The sequence below is a fragment of the Pseudomonas sp. GW821-FHT07F01 genome (assembly GCF_059418825.1).
In genome coordinates, this window is sequence record NZ_JBWKQO010000005.1 from 599,744 (window position 1) to 620,846 (window position 21,103).

22 protein-coding genes and 2 pseudogenes are annotated in these 21,103 nt (G+C 64.1%); 11 read left to right on the plus strand and 13 right to left on the minus strand.

The window, feature by feature from the left end; translation table 11 throughout:
• Positions 1–53: 53 nt before the first annotated feature.
• Positions 54–971, minus strand: a complete 918-nt coding sequence (locus tag AC07R1_RS21155) for a LysR family transcriptional regulator (RefSeq protein ID WP_011062808.1) — start codon at positions 969–971, stop codon at positions 54–56.
• A 199-nt stretch (positions 972–1,170) separates the two neighbouring features.
• Between AC07R1_RS21155 and AC07R1_RS21160 the strand changes: the two genes are divergently transcribed.
• From AC07R1_RS21160 to AC07R1_RS21180, 5 genes are all read left to right on the plus strand, one after another.
• The gene (locus AC07R1_RS21160; RefSeq protein ID WP_047288609.1) at positions 1,171–1,929 is read left to right on the plus strand and encodes a 5-oxoprolinase subunit PxpA; all 759 of its coding nucleotides are present in this window, start codon (positions 1,171–1,173) and stop codon (positions 1,927–1,929) included.
• 95 nt (positions 1,930–2,024) lie between these two features.
• Entirely contained in the window at positions 2,025–2,267 is a 243-nt protein-coding gene (locus AC07R1_RS21165; RefSeq protein WP_053159836.1) for an acetyl-CoA carboxylase, read from the plus strand.
• A 10-nt stretch (positions 2,268–2,277) separates the two neighbouring features.
• Positions 2,278–3,651, plus strand: coding sequence for an acetyl-CoA carboxylase biotin carboxylase subunit (locus tag AC07R1_RS21170; RefSeq protein ID WP_495110912.1), 1,374 nt, complete (start codon positions 2,278–2,280; stop codon positions 3,649–3,651).
• Positions 3,648–4,520, plus strand: a complete 873-nt coding sequence (locus AC07R1_RS21175; protein ID WP_072450732.1) for a 5-oxoprolinase subunit B family protein — start codon at positions 3,648–3,650, stop codon at positions 4,518–4,520. Before AC07R1_RS21170 ends, AC07R1_RS21175 begins: the two co-directional genes overlap by 4 nt.
• A complete protein-coding gene (locus AC07R1_RS21180) occupies positions 4,517–5,491 on the plus strand; it encodes a 5-oxoprolinase subunit C family protein (protein ID WP_123397307.1) in 975 nt (324 codons plus the stop codon). Before AC07R1_RS21175 ends, AC07R1_RS21180 begins: the two co-directional genes overlap by 4 nt.
• A 132-nt stretch (positions 5,492–5,623) precedes the next feature.
• On the opposite strand, the gene AC07R1_RS21185 is transcribed toward AC07R1_RS21180, so the two are convergent.
• Positions 5,624–7,234, minus strand: a complete 1,611-nt coding sequence (locus tag AC07R1_RS21185) for an inorganic phosphate transporter (protein WP_015636700.1) — start codon at positions 7,232–7,234, stop codon at positions 5,624–5,626.
• A 241-nt stretch (positions 7,235–7,475) separates the two neighbouring features.
• Positions 7,476–8,498 carry a transporter gene (locus AC07R1_RS21190; RefSeq protein ID WP_011062801.1) on the minus strand — a complete coding sequence of 341 codons (1,023 nt, stop codon included), beginning with the start codon at positions 8,496–8,498 and terminating at the stop codon, positions 7,476–7,478.
• Between the two features lie 855 nt (positions 8,499–9,353).
• Between AC07R1_RS21190 and AC07R1_RS21195 the strand changes: the two are divergent.
• The 3 genes and pseudogenes from AC07R1_RS21195 to AC07R1_RS21205 form a co-directional block, all read left to right on the plus strand.
• Positions 9,354–9,464, plus strand: a pseudogene (locus AC07R1_RS21195) (hypothetical protein); the annotation flags it as partial.
• Between the two features lie 228 nt (positions 9,465–9,692).
• Complete coding sequence (locus AC07R1_RS21200; protein WP_370508325.1) at positions 9,693–10,397, plus strand: methyl-accepting chemotaxis protein; 705 nt, start codon at positions 9,693–9,695, stop codon at positions 10,395–10,397.
• A gap of 110 nt (positions 10,398–10,507) precedes the next feature.
• Positions 10,508–10,951: a hypothetical protein gene (locus tag AC07R1_RS21205; RefSeq protein WP_072450729.1), complete on the plus strand. Its 444-nt coding sequence runs from the start codon at positions 10,508–10,510 to the stop codon at positions 10,949–10,951.
• Between the two features lie 69 nt (positions 10,952–11,020).
• Here AC07R1_RS21205 and AC07R1_RS21210 read toward each other — a convergent pair whose 3' ends face one another.
• On the minus strand, positions 11,021–11,338 hold the full coding sequence (locus AC07R1_RS21210) for a PepSY domain-containing protein (RefSeq protein WP_011062798.1): 318 nt from the start codon (positions 11,336–11,338) through the stop codon (positions 11,021–11,023).
• 155 nt (positions 11,339–11,493) lie between these two features.
• Here AC07R1_RS21210 and AC07R1_RS21215 point away from each other — a divergent pair, with 155 nt between their 5' ends.
• Positions 11,494–12,405, plus strand: coding sequence for a sterol desaturase family protein (locus AC07R1_RS21215; protein ID WP_019096096.1), 912 nt, complete (start codon positions 11,494–11,496; stop codon positions 12,403–12,405).
• Here AC07R1_RS21215 and AC07R1_RS21220 read toward each other — a convergent pair.
• Both AC07R1_RS21220 and AC07R1_RS21225 read right to left on the minus strand, forming a co-directional pair.
• On the minus strand, positions 12,383–13,063 hold the full coding sequence (locus AC07R1_RS21220) for a helix-turn-helix domain-containing protein (protein ID WP_015636695.1): 681 nt from the start codon (positions 13,061–13,063) through the stop codon (positions 12,383–12,385). The two genes, AC07R1_RS21215 and AC07R1_RS21220, sit on opposite strands and share 23 nt — an antisense overlap.
• A complete protein-coding gene (locus AC07R1_RS21225) occupies positions 13,064–14,191 on the minus strand; it encodes a glycerophosphodiester phosphodiesterase (RefSeq protein ID WP_019093601.1) in 1,128 nt (375 codons plus the stop codon).
• Positions 14,192–14,438: 247 nt separating this feature from the next.
• Between AC07R1_RS21225 and AC07R1_RS21230 the strand changes: the two genes are divergently transcribed.
• Positions 14,439–14,774, plus strand: coding sequence for a DUF2025 family protein (locus AC07R1_RS21230; protein WP_011062794.1), 336 nt, complete (start codon positions 14,439–14,441; stop codon positions 14,772–14,774).
• 55 nt (positions 14,775–14,829) lie between these two features.
• Here the strand turns inward: AC07R1_RS21230 and AC07R1_RS21235 are convergent, their stop codons facing one another.
• Positions 14,830–15,153, minus strand: a complete 324-nt coding sequence (locus AC07R1_RS21235) for an antibiotic biosynthesis monooxygenase family protein (RefSeq protein WP_011062793.1) — start codon at positions 15,151–15,153, stop codon at positions 14,830–14,832.
• Positions 15,150–15,869, minus strand: coding sequence for a CTP synthase C-terminal region-related (seleno)protein (locus AC07R1_RS21240; protein ID WP_123472884.1), 720 nt, complete (start codon positions 15,867–15,869; stop codon positions 15,150–15,152). Before AC07R1_RS21240 ends, AC07R1_RS21235 begins: the two co-directional genes overlap by 4 nt.
• Positions 15,870–15,957: 88 nt before the next feature.
• Here AC07R1_RS21240 and AC07R1_RS21245 point away from each other — a divergent pair, with 88 nt between their 5' ends.
• Entirely contained in the window at positions 15,958–16,836 is an 879-nt protein-coding gene (locus tag AC07R1_RS21245) for a LysR family transcriptional regulator (RefSeq protein ID WP_011062791.1), read from the plus strand.
• Positions 16,837–16,841: 5 nt separating this feature from the next.
• Here the strand turns inward: AC07R1_RS21245 and AC07R1_RS21250 are convergent, their stop codons facing one another.
• From AC07R1_RS21250 to AC07R1_RS21270, 5 genes and pseudogenes are all read right to left on the minus strand, one after another.
• The gene (locus AC07R1_RS21250; protein WP_041119556.1) at positions 16,842–17,381 is read right to left on the minus strand and encodes a DUF1003 domain-containing protein; all 540 of its coding nucleotides are present in this window, start codon (positions 17,379–17,381) and stop codon (positions 16,842–16,844) included.
• A gap of 89 nt (positions 17,382–17,470) precedes the next feature.
• Positions 17,471–18,019: a methyl-accepting chemotaxis protein gene (locus tag AC07R1_RS21255; RefSeq protein ID WP_370508327.1), complete on the minus strand. Its 549-nt coding sequence runs from the start codon at positions 18,017–18,019 to the stop codon at positions 17,471–17,473.
• Positions 18,017–18,790, minus strand: a pseudogene (locus AC07R1_RS21260) (PAS domain-containing protein); the annotation flags it as partial. The pseudogene AC07R1_RS21260 and the gene AC07R1_RS21255, both read right to left, overlap by 3 nt.
• Positions 18,791–19,147: 357 nt before the next feature.
• A complete protein-coding gene (locus AC07R1_RS21265) occupies positions 19,148–20,218 on the minus strand; it encodes a diguanylate cyclase (protein WP_495110913.1) in 1,071 nt (356 codons plus the stop codon).
• Between the two features lie 183 nt (positions 20,219–20,401).
• Positions 20,402–21,010 carry a TetR/AcrR family transcriptional regulator gene (locus tag AC07R1_RS21270; RefSeq protein ID WP_011062787.1) on the minus strand — a complete coding sequence of 203 codons (609 nt, stop codon included), beginning with the start codon at positions 21,008–21,010 and terminating at the stop codon, positions 20,402–20,404.
• Positions 21,011–21,103 lie beyond the last annotated feature (93 nt).

A 21,103-nucleotide genomic window follows, 5' to 3' on the forward strand; every position in this document is an offset into this window, starting at 1 on the left:
GCGTGGATCTTGAGGCCGCTGGAGGTTCGGCAAGAGATCGCCAAGCAAGGTGTTCAGCGCCGGGCGCTGAGTTGCTGGGGCGCCAGGAAGGCGTCGTGGAAATAATCGCGCAGGGCCTGCATGGCCGGGGTGAAGGTACGCTCGCGGTGCCAGGCCAGCCCCACGCTCATGGGCGTGACCGCATCGCTCAGGCTCAGGGTCTCGATACGCTTGCCTTCCAGTGACCAGGGCCGGTGCACCAGATCCGAGAGGATCGCCACGCCGCTGCCGTTGGCCACCATGCTGCGCACCGCTTCCACCGAGCTGGTGCGCACGCGCACCCGGGGCTGCTGGCCGGCCTGTTCCCAATAACGCATGGCGCTTTGCTCGGCTTCGTCGACGGTGAGCAGGATGAACGGCTCCTCGGCCACGTCCGCCAGGCTGATGCTGCTGCGCTCGCACAGCGGATGATGGGCCGGCAGCCACAGCCGGCGCTCGGAGTTGAACAGGGTCTGCGAGACGATGTCCGGGTGCGTCAGGTTGGCGGTGAGTACCACTGCCATGTCGAAGCGGCCTTCCAGCAAGCCTTGCTCGATGGCCTGGCGTTCCTGTTCATGGAGCTCGATGGTGACGTCCGGGTGCCAGTGCTGCAGGCGCTGCAGGTGGTGCGGCAGGAAGTAGCCGATCACCGTGTAGCTGGCCGCCAGGTGCAATACGCCGCTGGCCCGATAGTCCGGCAACGGGCTGTTCAGGGCATCTTCGACGCTGCGCAGGATCACGTAGGCGCGGTTGAGAAAATGCCGCCCGGCATCGGTCAGGTTCATGCCCTGGGCCGAGCGCACGAACAGCTGCACGGCGAGCATCGCCTCCAGCTCCTTGATCGCCGTGGTCACCGCCGACTGGGAAATATTCAAGTGCAGCGCCGCCTGGGAAATCTGCCCGATCTCGGCGGTAGCAACGAAATAGCGCACCTGGCGCAAGGTCAACGACACGGCCCATTCCCCTCTAACGCTGCAGGAGCCGGCTTGCCGGCGAAAGCGATCGTGCAAGCGCCTGTGCCGTCACGCATCACGCTGCCTGCTAGCTTTATCTGTTTTTCAGAACAAGCTCTATCTGATAATAGATCTTCCCAAGGGGTCAAGGGCGCTCTAATTTTCGTCGCACGAAGTCACGAGAGTTGGAGCAACAGTGATGCAGGCAGTGGATTTCAATTCGGACATGGGCGAGAGCTTCGGCCCCTGGACCATCGGCGATGGCGTCGACAACGAGCTGATGGGCTTTATCAGCTCGGCCAATATCGCCACCGGCTTTCACGCCGGCGACCCCGGCACCATGCGCCGCACCATCGAACAGGCCAAGCGCCTGGGGGTAGCCATCGGCGCCCATCCGGGGTTTCGCGACCTGGTGGGTTTCGGTCGCCGGCACATCAATGCCCCGGCCCAGGAGCTGGTGGACGACATGCTCTATCAGCTTGGCGCCCTGCGGGAAATGGCCCGGGTACAAGGCGTGAAGCTGCAGCACATCAAGCCTCATGGTGCGCTCTACATGCACCTGGCCCGGGACGAGGAAGCGGCGCGGCTGCTGGTGCAAAACCTGCGCCGGCTGGAGCCCGAGTTGCTGCTGTATTGCATGCCCAATTCGGTGATCTGGCGCGTGGCCCAGGAGCTGGGGCAGCCGGTGATCCGCGAGTTCTACGCCGACCGCGACTACGACCTCAGCGGCTCCATCGTGTTTACCCGCAACGTCCGCGCCCTGGACCCGGCAGCCGTGGCGGCCAAGGTGCTGCGCGCCTGCCAGACCGGCCTGGTACGCACCGTCGAAGGCGAGGAGCTGTTCCTCGAGTTCGATTCCATCTGCCTGCACAGCGACACCCCGGGTGCCCTGGACCTGGTGCAGGCCACCCGAGCGGCGCTGGATCAGGCCGGCATCGAGGTCCGCGCACCGCGTTGAGGCGCATCGACACGAAGCACCGTGCACAGACGCGGGGCTCATCTGGTTTTGTTTTTTTTGCCTGCCTTTCTACAACTATTCCAAAAGGAACAGACATGGCCGAATACAGTGTTATCACCCCCTTGCCGGGCACCTTTTATCGCAAGGCCACCCCGGAGTCGGCGCCTTTCGTCGAGGTCGGCGACAGCGTCAGCGCCGATACCGTGATCGGCCTGATCGAAGTCATGAAGCAGTTTTCCGAACTGACCGCCGGGAGCGCGGGTCAAGTCAGCACCTTTCTGGTGGAAGACGGTGATCCGGTGGAACCGGGTCAGGTCGTCGCGACGCTCGAACAGTGAGGGCCGGGGCATGACTGGATCAATCAACAAATTGCTGGTGGCCAACCGTGGCGAGATTGCCGTGCGCATCATTCGCGCGGCCAAGGCCCTGGGGATTCCCACCGTTGCCGCCTGCAGTGAGGCGGATGCCGATTCCATGGCCGCACGTATGGCCGATGAAGTACAGATCATCGGCCCGGCGCGGGCCGACAAGAGCTACCTGAATGTCCAGGCCCTGCTCGGTGCCTTGCAGGCCAGCGGTGCCAACGCGGTACATCCGGGCTATGGCTTTCTTTCCGAGAATGCCGACTTCGCCGAGGCGGTGGTCGAGGCCGGGGCGATCTTCGTCGGTCCCAGTGCCGAAACCATCCGCCGCATGGGTGACAAGGCCGAAGCCCGGCGCACTGCGCAGGCGGCGGGAGTGCCGGTGGTACCGGGCTCCCCAGGAGAACTCTTCGACCTGGACAGTGCGCTGGCGGCCGCTGAAGTCGTGGGCTTTCCGCTGTTGATCAAGGCCAGTGCCGGCGGTGGCGGCCGCGGGATCCGCCTGGCCCGGGACGCGGCGCAATTGGCCGAGGAATTCCCTCGGGCGCAACGCGAAGCCCAGACGGCTTTCGGCAACGGCGCAGTGTACCTGGAGCGTTTCATTGGCCGTGCGCGGCACATCGAAGTCCAGGTGTTGGGCGATGGCAAACACGCGGTGCACCTGTTCGAACGCGAGTGTTCGCTGCAACGGCGGCGGCAGAAGATCTTCGAGGAAGCGCCGTCGCCGGTGCTCAGTGCCGAGCAGCGTGAGCAGTTGTGCAGCAGCGCCGTGCGCCTCACCCAAGCCTTGGGCTACCAGGGCGCGGGCACTCTGGAATACCTCTACGACGACAGCACCGGCGAGTTCTTCTTTATCGAGATGAACACGCGGATCCAGGTGGAGCACCCCATCAGCGAGCTGATCACCGGCATCGATCTGGTCCAGGCCATGCTGCGTATTGCCGGGGGCGAGCCCCTGGGTTTGCGCCAGAGTGATATCCGGCTTAACGGCGCGGCCTTGCAGATGCGCCTGAACGCCGAAGATCCGGCGCGGGATTTCTTCCCCAGCCCGGGCAAGGTCGAGCAACTGATCTGGCCGCAAGGCGCCGGGGTGCGAGTCGATAGCCACCTGTACCCGGGCTATGCTGTGCCGCCTTACTACGACTCGCTGCTGGCCAAGCTGATCGTCCATGGCCGTGACCGTGGCGAAGCCCTGGCCCGGGCGCGGCTGGCCGTGGAACACACCACCCTGACCGGCATGGCCAGCACCTTGTCGCTGCACCGTGAACTGCTGGCCGAACCCTGGCTGGAGCAGGCCGACTTTCACACCGGAACCCTGGAAACCTGGCTGGCCGAGCACCGCGCCGGAGGTGTCGCATGAACCTGCCTATCCGCTACAGCTTTGGTGCCGACGAGCACCTGTTCGCCGAAGTCAGCGACAGCATGTCCCTGGAAGCCTTCTTCAAGGGCATGGCGGTGACCCGCGCGGTGGAGCGCCTGGAATTGGATGGCGTGCTGGATGTGTGCCTGGCCAATGCTTCGTTCCAGATCCGCTTCGACCCGGACCGCATCGCCCCGCAGGATCTGCTGGAGGCGGTGCAACAGGCCGAGGCCTGCGCGGTGGCCGAGCGCAGCCTGCATACCCGGATCATCGAGATCCCGGTGCTCTACAACGACCCCTGGACCCATGAAACCCTGATGCGCTTTCGCGACCGGCACCAGGACCCCAGCGCCACCGATCTTGAGTACGCGGCGCGGATCAACGGCCTGGCGGATGTCGAAGCCTTTATCGCCGCCCACAGCGGCGCGCCCTGGTTCGTCTCCATGGTGGGCTTTGTGGCGGGCCTGCCGTTCATGTTCCAGATGGTCGAACGTGAACGGCAACTGCAGGTGCCCAAGTACCTGCGGCCGCGCACCGATACGCCCAAACTGACCCTGGGCCATGGCGGCTGTTTCGGCTGCATCTACTCGGTGCGCGGTGCCGGCGGCTACCAGATGTTCGGCGTCACCCCGGCGCCGATCTACGACCCGCAGCAACAGTTGGCCTACCTCAAGCAGCACATGGTGTTCTTCCGTCCGGGGGACATCGTGCAGTTCAAGCCCATTGACCGCCAGGCCTATGACCTTGCCGTGGCCGAGGTCGAGGCCGGGCGTTTCGACTTGCGCATCCGCGAGGTGGAGTTTTCCCTGGATGCCTTTCTCGCCGACCCGGTCGGCTATCCCACGTCGCTGCAGGAGGTGCTGGCATGATCAAGGTCATCAAACCGGGCCTGGCCACATCGGTACAGGACCTGGGTCGCGAAGGTTTCTATCACCTGGGGATTCCGCCGTCCGGGGCCCTGGACCAGTACGCCCTGAGCGCCGCCAACCAGCTGGTGGGCAACCCGGCGGGGGCAGCGGGGCTGGAGTGCACCTTGCTCGGCCCTGAGCTTGCATTCAGCACCGATGCCCTGGTGGCGGTCTGCGGTGCCCACATGACCCCCAAGCTCGATGGCGTGGACATGCACCTGGACACCGCCTTTGCGGTCAAGGCCGGGCAAGTGCTGCGCTTCGACTTTCCCAAGGCCGGGGCCCGGGCGTATCTGGCGGTGGCCGGTGGCATCGATGTGCCGCTGGTGCTGGGCAGCCGCTCGACTTACGCCTTGGGTACCCTGGGTGGTTTCCAGGGCCGGCGCCTGGTGGCGGGTGATGAGCTGCCGGTGGGCGTCGCCAGCGGCAAAAGCCGTCCCGGTGCCAGCTTGCCCATGGCGCTGCGCCAGTCCCTGGGGGGCGAAATCACCCTGCGGGTGGTGCCGGGCCTGTACTACGAGCGCTTGAGCGAGGCGGCCAAGGTCAGCTTCTTCGCCGAACCCTGGACCGTGGGCTCGGAGGCGGACCGCATCGGCTATCGCTTCAAGGGCGGCAGCGCCTTGAGTTTCCAGCCCCGGGAGCAGCCGTTCGGTGCCGGTTCCGATCCGTCGAACATCGTCGACAGCTGCTATCCCATCGGTTCGATCCAGGTGCCGGCGGGGCTCGAACCCATCGTCCTGCACCGGGACGCGGTGTCCGGTGGTGGCTACGCGATGATCGGCACGGTGATCAGCGCCGACCTCGACCTGATCGGCCAGATGCAGCCCAACCAGAAGGCCCGTTTTGTCGCGGTGACCCTGGAAGAAGCGCTGGAGGCCCGGCGTTCCTACAAGAAAAAGCTCAGTTGCCTGAGCAAGTTGTTCCCTTCCTGACCCTCTTGCTCGTGTAGCCGCTGGGAGCCTGAGGTTGCTGCAGGTTTGGCGAGGGATCGCCAGGCAAGGCCCCGCGGGCCTTTTCGCAGCCTCGCAGGCTCGGCAGCGGTTACAGAGGGGGAGGCACGCCCCTCAGAACAGCTGAGTGAACAACCAGTACAGGCTGCCGGACAGCAGGATCGCCGCCGGCAGGGTCAGCACCCAGGCCATGGCCAGGTTGCGGATGGTGCGCATCTGCAAGCCGCCGCCATTGGCCACCATGGTCCCGGCCACCCCCGAGGACAGCACATGGGTGGTGGACACCGGCAGGCCGAACATGTCCGCCGCGCCGATGGTCAGCATCGCCACGGTTTCCGCCGAGGCGCCCTGGGCGTAGGTCAGGTGGGTCTTGCCGATCTTTTCGCCAACGGTGACCACGATGCGCTTCCAGCCCACCATGGTGCCCAGGCCAAGGGCGATGGCCACGGCGATCTTCACCCACAGCGGAATGAAGCGCGTGGCGTTGTCGATCTGTTGCTTGAACAGTTGCAGTTTGTCCCGGGTGTCCTGGTCGAAGTGGCCTACCTGATTCTTGTCCATCAGGCGGATCGCCTCGCTGGTCAGGTACATGTCGTTGCGCACGTTGCCCATGGCTTCGGCGGGCACCTTGGCCAGCGAACCGTAGCCCTTCACTTCAGTGCCGATGGCGCCGGTCAGGGCGGCCAGCGCGGGGATCAGTTCCGGTGTCGCTTCCTTGCTGCGCATGTACTCCGAGAGCACCGCGCGGGAATCGGCCGGCGCCGGTTGCGGGGCACTCTTCACCAGGGCCTGCTGGGTGACTTCGGCCACCGCGGCGAATTGCAGCGACTGGTCGGCGGGCATGGTGCGGTTCAAGGCGTAGGCCATGGGCAGGGTGCCCACCAGGATCAGCATGATCAGGCCCATGCCTTTCTGGCCGTCGTTGGAACCGTGGGCGAAGGACACGCCGGTGCAGGTCAGGATCAGCAGCCCGCGAATCCACCAGGGCGGCGGTGCGTCGCCCTTGGGTGCCTTGTACAGGGCACGGTTCTTGACGAACAGGCGCAGGGCCAACAGCAGCAGGGCGGCGAACACGAAGCCGATCAGGGGCGAGAACAGCAGGGCGTAGCCGACCTTGGTGGCCTGGCCCCAGTCCACGCCGCTGGTGCCGTCGCGGCCATGCATCAGGGCATTGGCCACGCCGACACCGATGATCGAGCCGATCAGGGTGTGGGAAGACGAAGCCGGCAGGCCCAGCCACCAGGTGCCGAGGTTCCATAGGATGGCGGCGATCAGCAGGGCGAAGATCATCGCGAAACCGGCGGAGGAACCCACCTGCAGGATCAGTTCCACCGGCAGCAGGGCGATGATGCCGAAAGCCACCGCGCCGCTGGACAGCAGTACTCCGAGGAAGTTGAACAGGCCGGACCAGACCACCGCGAACTGCGGCGGCAGCGAGTGGGTGTAGATCACCGTGGCCACGGCGTTGGCGGTGTCATGGAAACCGTTGACGAACTCGAAGCCCAGGGCGATCAGCAACGCCACGCCCAGGAGCAGGAACGGGGTCCAGGTGGTGACCGTGGTGCCCAGCTCGTGCATGTCGTGCACCAGGCTGTAGGCGGTGAACAACAAGCCCATGGCCAGCACCGCGAAGAAGGCGACGAGGGTGAAGGGGCCGGGCTTTTTATCCAGTTGCGGTTTGCTGTCGAGGTTGGACGAAGCGGCAGTCAGGGACGGGGTGGCCATTGCTGGACAATCCTGTGGCGAGAAGGAGTGCTGCCCATGATCGTTGCTGAATGTTACAGGGAGGCTGCCTCAGGTCATGGTTTACGCAATTGAGCCGTTCCGTTGATCAGATCGATCACGCACGACCATCCCTCCATCCCGCTCATCCCGTAGGAGCCGGCTTGCCGGCGAAGAGGCCCTCAAGCCAAGCACCTGCCTTGGCGGACGCCTTCGCCGGCAAGCCGGCTCCTACAAGGTGGGGTCAGTAGTCCTGGCGTTTGCGAAAGGCCCAGCGCCCGGCGATCACGGTGAAAGTGGCCACCAGCGCTACCAGGATCCAGAAGCCCTCCGGGTCGCCGGAGAACGGAATGCCACCGACGTTCATGCCAAAGAAACCGGCGATGATGTTGATCGGCAACGCCAGCACCGTGACCACCGTCAGGGTGAACAGGGTGCGGTTGGTCTGTTCGTTGAGGTTGGCGGCGATCTCTTCCTGCAGCAGCTTGATCCGCTCCCCCAGGGCGGTGAGGTCGTTGATGATCAGGGCGAACTCTTCGGTGGACTTGCGCAGCTCCTTGACGTCTTCCTTTTGCAACCATTGCGGCGGGCGGTTGAGCAGGCGCAGCAGCGAGCCCGGCTCCAGGGCCAGCAGCCGTTGCAGGCGCACCAGCACCCGGCGCATGGCCCCCAGTTCGGCACGGTTGGTGGAGACCCGGGCTGCCAGCAACTGGTCCTCGATCTGATCCACGCTGAGGCTGGTCCGGCGCACGATCTGGGTCAGCACTTCGCCCTGGTCCCTTAGCAGGTGCACCAGCAGTTCCAGGGGCGAGCGAAAGCGTTCTCCGGCCTTGACCGAGGAGCGCAGCTTGTCCACCGAGTGCAGCGGCTGCAGGCGGGCGCTGACGATCAGGCGGCTGCGGGCGCAGACCCAGAGGGTGGAGATGTCCGAGGAAACCATGCTGCCGAAGTTGAACACCACGTCGTTGACCACCGCCAGCAGGGCCGAATCCACCTGTTCGATGCGGGTCGAGCGCGAGCCTTCGTGCAAGGCCTCGAAGAATTCGTCGGGCAATTGCAGGTGGGACTTCATCCAGCGCTCGCACGCGGCGTGAGCCAGGTTCAGGTGCAGCCAGAGGAACTCCTCGCTGTCCTCGGGGTGTTGCAGGGCTTGCAGGGCCTTGGCCGAGTCCAGTTCGCGGCCCCGTTCGCCGGGGCGAAAGCTGAAACCGTAGAGCAGGCCGAACAGATCGGAATCACGGTGACTCTGGTCGATGCTGTGGTTCATGGAGTCTCGCAGGAGGGACAGTGCCTGGCGCGGGTTTCTCAGGTTCACTTGAGCCCCATCATGGCAAGGCTTTTTGACATTTTTGTGACGTTTTGAAGTGCATGATGGAGCCCGTCATACCGATGGTCGGCGGCACTCAAGATTGTCTTGCGCAGGCCGATCACACTCCTACGCTGCACTCATTCGACCCCTCTCGAATGCGCCTTACAGGGATGTTCGGCACTACGCATGCCTTCATCGGGCCTGCTCTATCCCTGCCATGAGATCTCCTCGATGTTTTTGCAAAAATCCCTGAGAGCGCAAATCCTTGCCCTGCTGAGCGGTAGCCTGCTGGCGATGTTGTTGATCGCCCTGGCGAGTTTTCATTTGCTGTCCGGTGGCGTGCAGAGCTACCGCGAGCTGATTGAAGGTCCGCTGCGCAGTTCGCAGTTGATCGACGAGGCCAACCTGCAGTTCAAGAGCCAGGTACAGGAGTGGAAGAACGTATTGTTGCGGGGCAAGCAGCCCCAGGAGTTGAACAAGTACTGGCAGCAGTTCGAAGACCGCCAGCGCGATGTGCAGAGCATCCTCGGCCAGCTGGTGCAGACCCCCGGGCTGGACGCCTCCCTCAAGAGCCGGGTGCAGCGCCTGGCGGATGAGCACCGGCAGTTGGGTTCGGCCTACCAGAAGGGCCGCGATGCCTATGTGGCCGGCGGTGCCGATCCGAGTGCCGGCGATGCCGCGGTCAAGGGCGTGGACCGGGCCACCAGCGAGCAGATGAGCGAACTGGTGACCGAGCTGCGCCAGCACGGCGACCGGCAGTCCGCCGAGATCAGTGCGGCGGCCGACCGCACGGTGTGGCTGGGTATTCTGGTGATGCTGGCTTCCGGTTTGCTGATCGGCCTGCTCAGCCTGTGGCTGGTCAATCGCAGCCTGGTGCAGCCGATCCGTCAGTTGATCGACTATGTCGCCCAGCTCAGCCGCGGCCAACTGGCCCAGCGGGTGGCCAGCGAGCGTCAGGATGAACTGGGCAAGCTGGCGATGGCCGCCAACACCCTGCGGGATTTCCTGGCCCAGACCTTCGCCAGCTTGCAGCGCAGTGCCTCGGACCTGGACAGTTCCAGCGGCGAGCTCAACTCCATCGCCACCCTGATGTCCCAGGGCACCAACGAGCAGTTCAACCGCACGGACCAGGTGGCCACGGCGATGAACGAGATGTCCGCCACCGCCCAGGAAGTGGCGCGCCACGCCGCCGACGCCGCTCGTGCCGCAGACGATGCCGACCAGTCGGCGCAGCAGGGCGAACAGGTGATGCAGCAGACCATCCACAGCATCACCCAGATGCGTGGCGAGATTGCCAACACCGCCACCGTGATCCGCCGGCTGGAGGCCGACAGCGGGCGCATCGGCAAGGTCCTGGAAGTGATCCAGGGCATTGCCGAACAGACCAACCTGCTGGCCCTCAACGCGGCCATCGAAGCGGCCCGGGCCGGTGAGGCCGGGCGCGGTTTTGCCGTGGTCGCCGATGAAGTGCGCAGCCTGGCGCAGCGCACCGCGGCCTCGATCACCGAGATCAACCAGATCATCCAGAGCGTGCAGACCGGGGCCGTGGATGCGGCCCAGGCCATCGAGAGCGGCCAGTCCCGCAGCGAGCAGAGCGTGCAGCAGGTGACCGAGGCCGGGGCCATGCTCGAGCGCATCACCGAAGCGGTAGAAGCGATTCGCGACATGAACCGGCAGATCGCGACCGCCGCCGAGGAGCAGACGTCGGTGGCCGAGGACATTTCCCGCAACCTCACCGAGATCACGTCCATCGCCAGTACCAATCTGGACAACGTGCAGCGCACCGAGGCGGCGAGCCGCAATCTGCACGGCCTGTCGGGGCAGTTGAGCGAGGTCACGGCGCGCTTGAGCGCCTGAGGTCGGCCGGGGTGTATCGGCCTGCTTACCAGGCCGATACACGATCACTCTCAAGTGGCCGGGGCAGGTGTCGATGACCGGGTATCTTCACACCCGACAGGACTCACACCATGGCCAGCATCACTTCCATCGCGATCAACCAGACCCAGGTCAGCCCGAGCAAGACCCGCATCGCCGGCAGTTCGGACAGCGACACTTCAGCGACCTCCACCGCCAGTACCACTGCTGCCAGCGACGCGACCAAGGCGCCGGCCACGGGTGCTGGCGCGGCCGGCGGCAGTTCCAGCAGCGATGATTCCAGCAGCGACTCGGTCAAGCAGTTGCGCAAGCAGATCGCTGAACTGCAAAAGCAATTGCAGGAGCAACAGCAGCAGTTGCAGGCCGCGCAGAGCCAGCAGGAAAGTGCCGATGCCAAGGCCGCGCAAGTAGCGGCAGCCCAGGCTCAGGTGGCCAGCACCAGCGCTTCGTTGCAGACCGCCACCGCGGCCTTGTTCCAGGCCCTGCAGCAATCCCAGAGCAGTACTGCGGGCTCCCTGGTCAGCACCAGTGCCTGACTGATCCGCACGCCCCAACGCACAAGGCCGCGCTCCCGAAGCGGGGCGCGGCCTTGTAGGGGCGGGGGGTTACTTGTCTTGCTTGTTGCTCAGGACCTTGCCGGTCTTGGCATCCAGGTCCACGTCCCACTCGATGCCTTTGCTGTCGCGCAGTTCCACCTGGTAGACGTAGGCGCCAGTGGCGGTCTGCTCGAGCTCGGTGTCGGTGATGCTGGCGGCGGTGGTGCCCGGGTGCTGGGCGAGGGCGGCCTGGTTGAGTTTTTCCAGGTCCATGATGGCGCCGGACTTGAGCAGGCCGGGGATCAGGTCCGGGCGCACATCGGCTTGGGCCAGGCCAGCGGTCAGGGTCAGGGCGGCGGCTGCGAACAGGGCGGAGAACTTGGTCATGGGTTGATTCCTTGGGGTGATGGGTTTCGATGGGCACAGGTTAGCCAACGCAACTTAATTCACCCTTAATTCAGGTCACTCTTTGCGTCGTTTGTTCAAGCCGCGCCCCGGCATCGGGTCGCAAGCTGCGGTTTTCCCTACAGGAGCTGCAGCAAATGAAACGAATGCTTGCATGGTTGTACGCACCCTTGGTGTTTGCCGGGTTCATCGGCGCCGGGGTGTGGTGGATGAGTGCTGGGCCGGCGTCTGCCAGCGGGTTGTTGGGGGTGTTCGGGGCTGCGCTGGGGGTGTCGTTCCTGGCGGAATGGTGCTTGCCCTATGAGCCTGGCTGGAACCGTTCCCAAGGCGACCGGCTGCGCGACAGCCTGCATGCCCTGGTCAATGAAAGCCTCAATGCGCTGGGGCTGCTGGCGTTGCCCGGGCTGGTTGCGCTGCTGGCCCATGATGGGCTCTGGCCCCAGGGCTGGCCGCTCTGGGGGCAGTTGCTGCTGGCCATCGTGATCGCCGATTGCGGCATTACCCTGGCCCACTACGCCAGCCACCGCCTGGCCTGGCTCTGGCGTTTGCATGCGGTGCATCACAGTGTGCAGCGCATGTACGGTTTCAATGGCTTGCTCAAGCATCCCCTGCACCAGTTGATCGAAGCTTCGGCCGGGCTGCTGCCGCTGGTGTTGCTGGGCATCCCGCTGCCGGTGGCGCAGTTGCTGGCCCTGGCCATTGCCGTCCAGCTGCTGTTGCAGCATTCCAATGTCGACATGCGTCTGGGGCCTTTGCGCTGGATCTTCGCCTGGGCGCCGGTGCATCGCTTTCACCACATGAAGTACGGACGCGCCGGGGATGTGAACTTCGGGCTGTTCTTCAATCTCTGGGACTGGCTGCTGGGCACCGCGTTTTATCGCGATGACTATTGCATGCGCCAGGGCGACCTGGGGATTGGCAGCCGTGCCGACTACCCGGTGGATTACTGGCCGCAGTTGCTGGAGCCGTTCAAGGCACAGCGCTATGGGGCAGAACCCGTGGTGCCCGAGCAGTTGCGCCGGCGCGTCAGACCAGCAAGCGGGGCTTGAGGTGCTTGAGGGCCTGGCTGGCGGTGACGCCGAACAGGCTCTTCAGGGTGCGGGAGAAGTGCGCGCTGTCGGCGAACCCGGCGCCGTGTGCCGCGCCAGTGTGGGTCTGGCCCTCCAGCACCAGGGCCATGGCCAGGCGCAGGCGGCGCCAGAGCACCAGGCGCCTTACCGGCAGGCCGACGTCACGGGCGAACAGACGCTCCAGCTGGCTCAGGGATACATGGGCCCGGGCCGCCAGTTGCGCGGCGGCGACCTTGCCCTCCAGGGCGGCATCCACGGCGTGCAGTGCCCGCGCTACACGTGGGTCGGCAACGGGCTGGCGCGGGCAACGGCGCAGCGCCGCTTCCAGGCCGGGCAGTGAGGGGGCGGCGCCACTGACGCATGCTTGCAGGTCTTCGACGGCGATCAGCAGCGGCTCGGCGTACACCGTGAAGGCCTGCTCGGGAGCCTGAACGATGGCGTGGCGCTGCAAGGCCGGGATCAACAGGTAATGAGCGCTCTGCAGCCCGCCCGCGAGCGCCACCGTGACCGGTTGCCCGGGGGCGATGATCAGCTGATGGGCATAGTGGGCATGGGGCTCGGTTGGCCCCATCGCCCCGTGGATCAGGCCGAAATCCCGGCCCAGCCAGAGCTCGCCGTGCCAGTGCGAAACCGTCATTCAGTAACCGCTGGCGTCCAGCAATTGCGCCACGCTGGCACTGGCCGGCCGCTTGAAGTACTTGAGCAGTTCGGCACTGCGGTTGGTGAAGATGCCATCGACCCCGGCATCCATGACCTTCTTGAAGTCCACCGGCTCGTCGATGGTATAGACGTGCACCAGCAGGCCCTGGTCGTGGGTGTACTGGTTCATCCAGGGTTGCACCAGGTCCGAGTAGCTCTGCTCGCCACCGCCGGTCAGGGCCGCGGAAGGGCCGGTGCCGATGGCACCCTGGGCCTTGGCGAAATCCACCCAGCGCTTGAACTCGGCCTGGTCCTTGGGCTGCTGCCGGGCATAGAACGCGGCCTTGTCGGTTTCGCCGCTGCTGGCGAAGCTCTGGCCGGACGCGGGTTCGATACTACCGGGCGCGACCCAAAGCAACAGTACTTTCGGCACGTTGGGCATTGCCTGGTGCAGCAGTTCCAGGCTGTGCTTGTCGAAGGTCTGCAGTACCACCTTGCCCTTGCCCTGGCCCACCGCCAGTTCGCTTTTCGCCAGCTTGGAACCGGCCGGGCTCAGCCAGCCACGGTCCTGGAGTTTTTCCTTGAGGTCGTGCTCGATACCGGGGAACAGCTGGGGTTCCTTGGTCTCGATATACAGCCCGGGCTTGTGCTGCGCATTGCCCTGGGCGATGTCGATGATTTCATCCAGGGTGAGGATCTTCAGCCCGGCAAAGCCCGGCCGCGCCCGCTCCGGGTGGGCCTGGTTGAACCAGCTGCCGGCGTCGAGGGTTTTCAGTTCCGCCATGGTGAAGGCGTTGGCCGGGCTGTCCTTGCGTTCGGGGAATTTCTGCGCCACGTCGGTGGTGCGTTGCAGGTTGTTGTCGTGCAGGGCGAAGAGCACGCCATCCTTGCTGCGTTGCAGGTCCATTTCCAGGTAGTCGGCGCCCAGGTCCCGGGCCAGCGTGTAGGAAGCCGCGGTGGATTCGGGGGCATCGAAAGAGGCGCCGCGGTGGGCGATCACCGCTGGTTGTGGAATCCCCTGGCGAGCGGCCAGGGCGTCCGGGCCAGGCTGTTCAGAGGCCTGGGCCAGTCCGCAAGCGAGCATCAGGCCCAGCATCAGGGCACAAGGGGTGAAGGTCGCGGGCATGCTCGAAATCCTTTCGTGGGGGCGTGTTCAAGGGGATATCTTTTAACAACTCGATGACGCTTGTGCTATCTCCAGAGCGACATAAATCCCTCTCATTTGCATTTTTCAGCGCTTTTTTCCGGCGCTTTGCAGTACTCTTGGGCGCTGCAGTTTCCCCATCAGAGGGAGGCCCTGAAAACTCCGCTGTACCTTGCCTCGCGTGTAGACCATTGATCACCTGTCCTGCGGGACTCTAGTGAGGTTTACCATGAGCATCACCTCCGAACTCATCTGTCAGGCTGCCGACCAGCTCAAGGGCTTTGTCGGCTTCAATCGCAAGACCGGTCGCTATATCGTGCGCTTCAGCGAAGACTCCTTTGGCATGGACGTGGCCGACGACGCCATAGTGCCGGCCCACGAGTTTGTCTGGGCGCCGGTGTCGGACCAGGCCATGAGCCTCAAGCGCGAGCAGATCCAGCTGCTGCTGGATCAGAACATCGACGACCGGATCAATATCAGCGAGCCGCTGCGGGTATACATGCGCCGCAGCGACTTGCCGGAAATCCAGGCGGTGCGCAGCCTGCTGTCGACCACGCAGGGCTGATGCGTGCCCCCGAGCCGTCACCCGGGCGGCTCGGGAATCCGTGCCTGAAGCGGGCTCAGCCTGGAAAGCCGTAAGCCCGTTGGACCTTGCTCACCCGGGTGCTGAACTGGCGATACCACTGTGCCCGACCGCGCTCGCGGATCGCGCTGTGTTCGGGGTGCTGCTTCCAGGCCAGGATCGCCGCTTCGCTGCTCCAGTACGACACGGTGATGCCGAAGCCGTCCTCACCTCGTGCCGATTCGACCCCGAGAAACCCCGGCTGCTGGCGCGCCAGTTCGAGCATGCGTTCGGCTGCCTGTTCATAGGCGGGGTCGGCCTCACCGCGCTGGGAACTGAAAATCACGGCGTAGTAGGGCGGTGCGGGAGTCCGGTCAGTCATGCTTGGCACTCCCGGCAGGCCGTGAGCAAGGCCCTGACCAGAGGCGGTGTGCGGTCCTGGAGGGCCGCGCGCTCGGGTTGGAACAGGGTGGCGACGAAGAACGGATGCTCGTCCAGTTCCAGGCTGCGCAGGTCGCCGGCGCTGTCATGGCCAGTGGGGAGCAAGGTGCCGCTGAGCAGGGCGCCAGCGAAGTCCGGATTGACGCCATAGCGGCAGCGATAACCTTCCTCGATGCAGGTTGTGCCGTAGGCCCTGGCGATGCGGCTGTTGGCGCGCAACTGAATTGAGTCCCGGGCTTCCACCAGGGCGCAACTCAAGGGCGTGAGCAGCACGCGCTCGGCGTCGGGCGCGGTTTCGCCGTGTTCAGCATCGGCCCAGCCCAGCACATTGCGGGCGTATTCCAGGACCGCGTGCTGAAAGCCGCCACAGGTACCGAGAAATGGCCGCTGCTGTTCACGCGCCACGCGGATCGCCAGCAGGGCACCCTCGATGTTGCGGTAGGGGCTGCCGGGGACACACCAGATACCGTGGAAGCCCTCCAGGTCTTTCTCCTGGTGCAGATCGGCGGTTGCCAGCCACTGGTATTCCACTGGGCCGGCACCCTCCTGCGCTGCCCGTTCCAGGGCCAGGGGGATGGCCTGGTGCGCGGTGATCTGTGGGTCGTAATCCCCCACCAGGGCGATACGAATGGTCGGTGCTGGTACCTGTGGATGCATGGAACTCTCCGGTTGTGACCCTGACTTGTCGATGGCCTGGGCCCACTATAAATTGGCGCCTACGCAATCAATATTGGCGTTTACCCAAATGATCATTGCACCAGCGCACTATCAGTTGGACTATCCCGATCTCTCATTGATCCTGGCCCTGGTTCGCGGCGGCTCCCTGGCGCGTGCTGCGGCCCTGCTCAAGGTCGATGTCTCGACGGTGTTTCGCGCCGTGCGCCGGCTGGAGGCCGGGCTGGGCCAGCAGTTGTTCGACAAGAGCCGCGCCGGCTACTTGCCCACCAGCCTGGCCCAGGCCCTGGCGCAGCAGGCCGAACACGCGGAACAGGCCCTGGAAGCGGCGCGTATCGGCGTGGCCCGGGGCGGCGAAGTGGTCAGCGGCACGGTACGCCTGACTTGTACCGATTCGGTGTTGCAAGGCCTGTTGCTGCCGGCCCTGGCGCAGTTCATGGCGAACTACCCGGCACTGGTCATCGAGCTGTGCACGTCCAATGATTTCGCCAATCTCAACCGGCGTGATGCGGATATTGCCGTGCGCCTGACCGCCAGGCCTCCAGAGCACCTGGTGGGGCGCTGCCTGGGGGCGGTGTCCTACCGGGTATGCGCCAGCCCGGCCTATCGGCAACGGGTCGACTGCACTGATCTGTCGCGGCTGGCCTGGATCGCCCCGGACGATTTCCTGCCCGATCACCCCACCGTGGTCTGGCGTCGCCAGCAATGGCCCGGCGTACAGCCCAGTTACCGCTGCAACAGCATGCTTTCGGTTACCGAGCTGGTGCGCGCTGGCCTGGGCGTGGCCGCGCTGCCGGATTTCCTGGTGGGCAGCGCCGGGCTGGAGGCGTTGAGTGAACCCCTGGGCCAGGAAACCGCCCTGTGGCTGTTGACCCGCCCGGACTGTCGGGCCTTGCGTTCGGTGGTGACACTGTTCGACGAGTTGGCGCGACACCTGCGCTGGCCCTGAGGCCTTCAGGCCTTGGGTTGATCCTTGCGCACGAAATGCTCATGCATCTCACTGGTGAGATTCTCGATGCGCTCGGTCAGTTGCTTGGTCATTTCGGTCAGGCGGGTGTTCTGTTCCAGCAGCTCCATCAGTTGCGTGGTGGTCTGTGCGGCCTGGGCCTGGCGTTCGCTGTTGGCAACGGCCAGGGCTTCGCGGTGCTGCGCATCGGCATCCGCCTGGGCCTTGTCCCGCGCGGCCTGGCGGGTCTGTGCGAGGAGAATCAGCGGGGCGGCATAGGCCGATTGTAGGCTGAAGGCCAGGTTCAGCAGGATGAAGGGATAGACGTCGAAATGGGTGACGCCGGTCAGGTTCAGGGCCACCCAGACCAGCACCACCAGGGTTTGTGCGCCGAGGAAGGTCGGGGTGCCGAAGAACCGGGCGAAGGCTTCGGCCTTCAAGGCGAAGTTATCGGTGCCGAAGGTCGGCGCCAGGTGGGCATGGGCGCGATGAAAGCGCAGGTGGTCGATGACCGGAGTGGGTTTCTTCGGGGTGTCGCTGGAACTCATGATGGCCTCCGCCAGGCACTGGGACGTCAGGCCACTATAGCCTCCCGGGCCAGGCCCGACGTCGCTCTCGACGCCGGGAAAGCCTGCCCTCAGGGGGCGCCGCGTTCGTTGGCGAACATGCTCACGGCCTCTACCGCCTCGCTGGCACCGTCGCGAATCTGCAGGATCACCGTGCCCGCCTGATCCGCCAGTTGCACGCCCTTGGCCGCCCGCTCCCGGGTACCGTCCATGCTCTTGATGGCTTGCTGCGTTTCGTTCTGGATCATGTCGATCATGCTGGAGATTTCCGCCGTCGAGCCGCTGGTGCGCGCCGCCAATTGCCGGACTTCATCGGCCACCACGGCAAAACCACGGCCCTGGTCCCCGGCCCTGGCCGCTTCGATGGCGGCGTTCAGAGCCAGCAGGTTGGTCTGGTCGGCAATGGCGCGGATGGTGTTGACGATGGCGGTGATCTGCTCGGAGCGTTCGCCCAGGCGCGCGATCAGCGATGAAGATCCCTCGATGTTCTCGGCGATCTGGCGCATTTCGCTGGCGGCTTGCTGGATCACTCCGGTGCCTTGTTCGGCGACTTTTCGGGTCTGCACCGAGATGTGATAAGCCTGGCTCGCGCTCTGGGCATCCTGTTCGTGTTTTTCCACCTGCTGGGTGACGTCGGCGGCGTACTTGACCACTTTGCACAGGCGCCCGCTGGCGTCGTAGACCGGGTTGTAGTTGGCTTCCAGCCACAGCGTACGTCCGTGCCTGTCGATCCGCTCGAACTGACCGTTGAAGAACTCACCCCGGTTCAGGCGGTTCCAGAAGTCCTGGTAGGCGCTGCTGTTGATCAGCTCGGGTTTGCAGAACATGCGGTGATGCTTGCCCTTGATCTCGGCCAGGCTGTAGCCCATGCGGCTGAGGAAATTGCTGTTGGCACCGATGATGCTGCCGTCGAGGTTGAACTCGATCACCGCCATGGCCCGGTCGATGGCGTCCAGCTTGTTTCGCGCCTCCACCTCTTCCTGCACTCGGGCGGTGACATCCAGGGCGTACTTGACCACTTTGTACACTGCGCCGGATGCGTCGCGGATGGGGTTGTAGCTGGCTTCCAGCCACAGGCTCTGGCCGTTGCTGGCCACCCGTTCGAAGGTGCCGGATTCGAACTGGCCGCTTCTGAGGCGGTTCCACAATTGCTGGTAGTCGCTGCTGCGAACGTACTCCGGGGTGCAGAACAGGCGGTGCGGCTGGCCTGTCACCTGGTCTTCGCGATAGCCCAGGGTCTGGAGAAAGTTGGCATTGGCTCGCAGGACGTTGCCCTGCAGGTCGAATTCGATCACCGCCATGGAGCGATCGATGGCTTCCAGCAGTCGGGATTGTTCGGCAATGGTTTGCTGCAGGGAATCGATGGTCTTGTTGTGGCGGTTGAATAGCATGGTAGCTGGTGCTCTGTGGGAGAAACGTCGCGTCGATCCCTATTGAGTTCGCCGGTATGCCGAATGCTCCCCAGCGTTCGGCATTATCTGCTCAATGCCAGCGTTCCATGACTGACAGATAAATTCGCAGCGATGACGCGGGCGACGTTGCTGGCGTGCATCGTTGGCCGCATCAAGAGGAGACGTAGTGGCTGCGAATCGATTTAGTTGGATTGATGGGCTACGGCATTTGTCCCCGAATGGAGGTCCTGTGCGGTAGCGAAGTGGCGGCATTATGATGGCAATTGCCGGGATAAATCCAAATAAAGTTGTACAAAAATGTTTTTTACTTCCTTTTTGTATAAGTTTTTTGGGTTTTTATGCCATTTGTGTTTGCCGGGAATGAGCCTCGTCGTCATTGCTGGCAATTCGATTGCGGCCACTGTTTTTCGCCAGGTACAGGGCCTTGTCGGCGGCGTTGAGCCAACTTGAAGGGTCCTGGAATTCGCGGTCGAAGGCGGCCAGGCCGATGCTCAGGCTGACTTTCAGTTCAGCCACTTGCGGATGCCGGTACTGGCTGAAGACCTGGCGCAGGCGTTCCATGACCTCCAGTGCCTGCTGGCGGTCCATGCGCGGCAGGATCACGCAGAACTCGTCACCGCCGTAGCGGCCGGCGAGGTCGTCGTGACGCAGGTTGCGCCGCAGTTCGTTGCTCAGATGGCGCAGCACCGTATCGCCGATGATGTGTCCGTAGGTGTCGTTGATCGCCTTGAAGTGGTCGATGTCGATCAGGGCGATGCTGGCATCGATCTGTTGCTGCTGGCATTTGTGGAACTTGATATGCAGCAGGTCTTTCCAGGAGCCGTGGTTGAGCAGACCGGTGAGGCTGTCGGTGCGGCTCAGGGCGCTCAGGGCGCGCTTGTGCTCGGACAGCTTGATCGCCAGCCGGTAGCAGACCATGCCCACGGCCAGCGGATAGAGCGTGAGCATCGGCAGGCAGGTATAGATCTGCAGCGGGCTGATCCGGGTATTGAAGCTGGCGCCGAACAGCGACCAGGACAACAGGACCCCGATGCCCTGGGCCAGAGCGCCACGGATGAACAGACGCACCCCCCCGGCGGCCACATTGTTCATGGCCATCATCGACAGGATGGTGACGGCGGGCAGGGGATTGAACTGCATGGTGGCAGCCCAGAAACCGCCCAGCATCGAGTCGTACAGCAGGTTGCGACGTTCTGCCTGGTAGGGAAAGGCAGAGCGGGTGGAGAGTTGATAGGCCAGGTGAGGCCAGAGCAGGCCGTGGAACAGGAGCAGGGCCCAGATCCAACCGGGCAGTGCAAGGGGGTAGAGGGTGGTGAATACACTGATACCGCCGATACCCAGACCGATGATCCTTGGCCGATAGATGCGCCGGGCAAATGACAGCCCCTTGCCGCGTTGGTTTTCCATAAATTCCTGCACCAGGTTCTGTACTGAAACACCTTGTGGTGTTTTTTCGGCTTAGCCGTTTATCGGATCAGTCTGGTGAATATTGTCATTTATTCCAGTGAGAATAATCAGTGTCCTTCCAAGCCATTTCACAGTGGTGGCGACCGCCGGCTGCGGTTCGGCGCGCACAGGTGCCCCGGGAATTCAGGCCTGGTAGTGGCCCAGGAACATGTCCAGCGCCGATTCGACGACCTGATTTTGCATGCCTGTTGCCAGTGGCGCCTGGCCCATGGTGATCTGCGGCCAGAAGGCGAAGCTCTTGAGCAGGCCGTGCATCTGGGTCGCGGCGAATTCCGGGTCTACCGGCTTGAGGCGACCGTCGGCCAGGGCGCCGCGAATCCACAGGGTCAGGCCTTCTTCCCGTTCGCCAAGCCGCGCCACCATGTTCTGCGCCCGTTCCGGCGAGTGAATGGCTGCGGCGATGGCCACTCGGGCCAGATCGAGAAAGTTGTCGTCCGCCAGCAGTTGCAGCTTGGCCCGCACGACCTTTTCCAACTGCTCGCGCAGGGGCAGGTCGCTGCGGTAGATGATTTCCGATTGCGCGCTGATGCTGGCCCAGAGCTGGTGCAGGATCTCGGCGAACAGTTCCTCCTTGCTGGGGAAGTGGTTGTACACCGTGCGCTTGGACACCCCAGCCGTAGCGGCAATCTTGTCCATGCTGGTGATCTCGAAACCGCTGGTGCGAAATTCACTGATCGCCGCCTGGACGATGGCACTGCGTTTGAGGTCGGTGAGGCGCTTCGGGGCTGTCATAAGTTGGGTTCGGTCAGGGTGGTCGGTAAAAACACTCGGCAGTCTACTTCGTCTGTTTCCTGTTGCAATGTAGAAACTACACTGTGTAGTGTA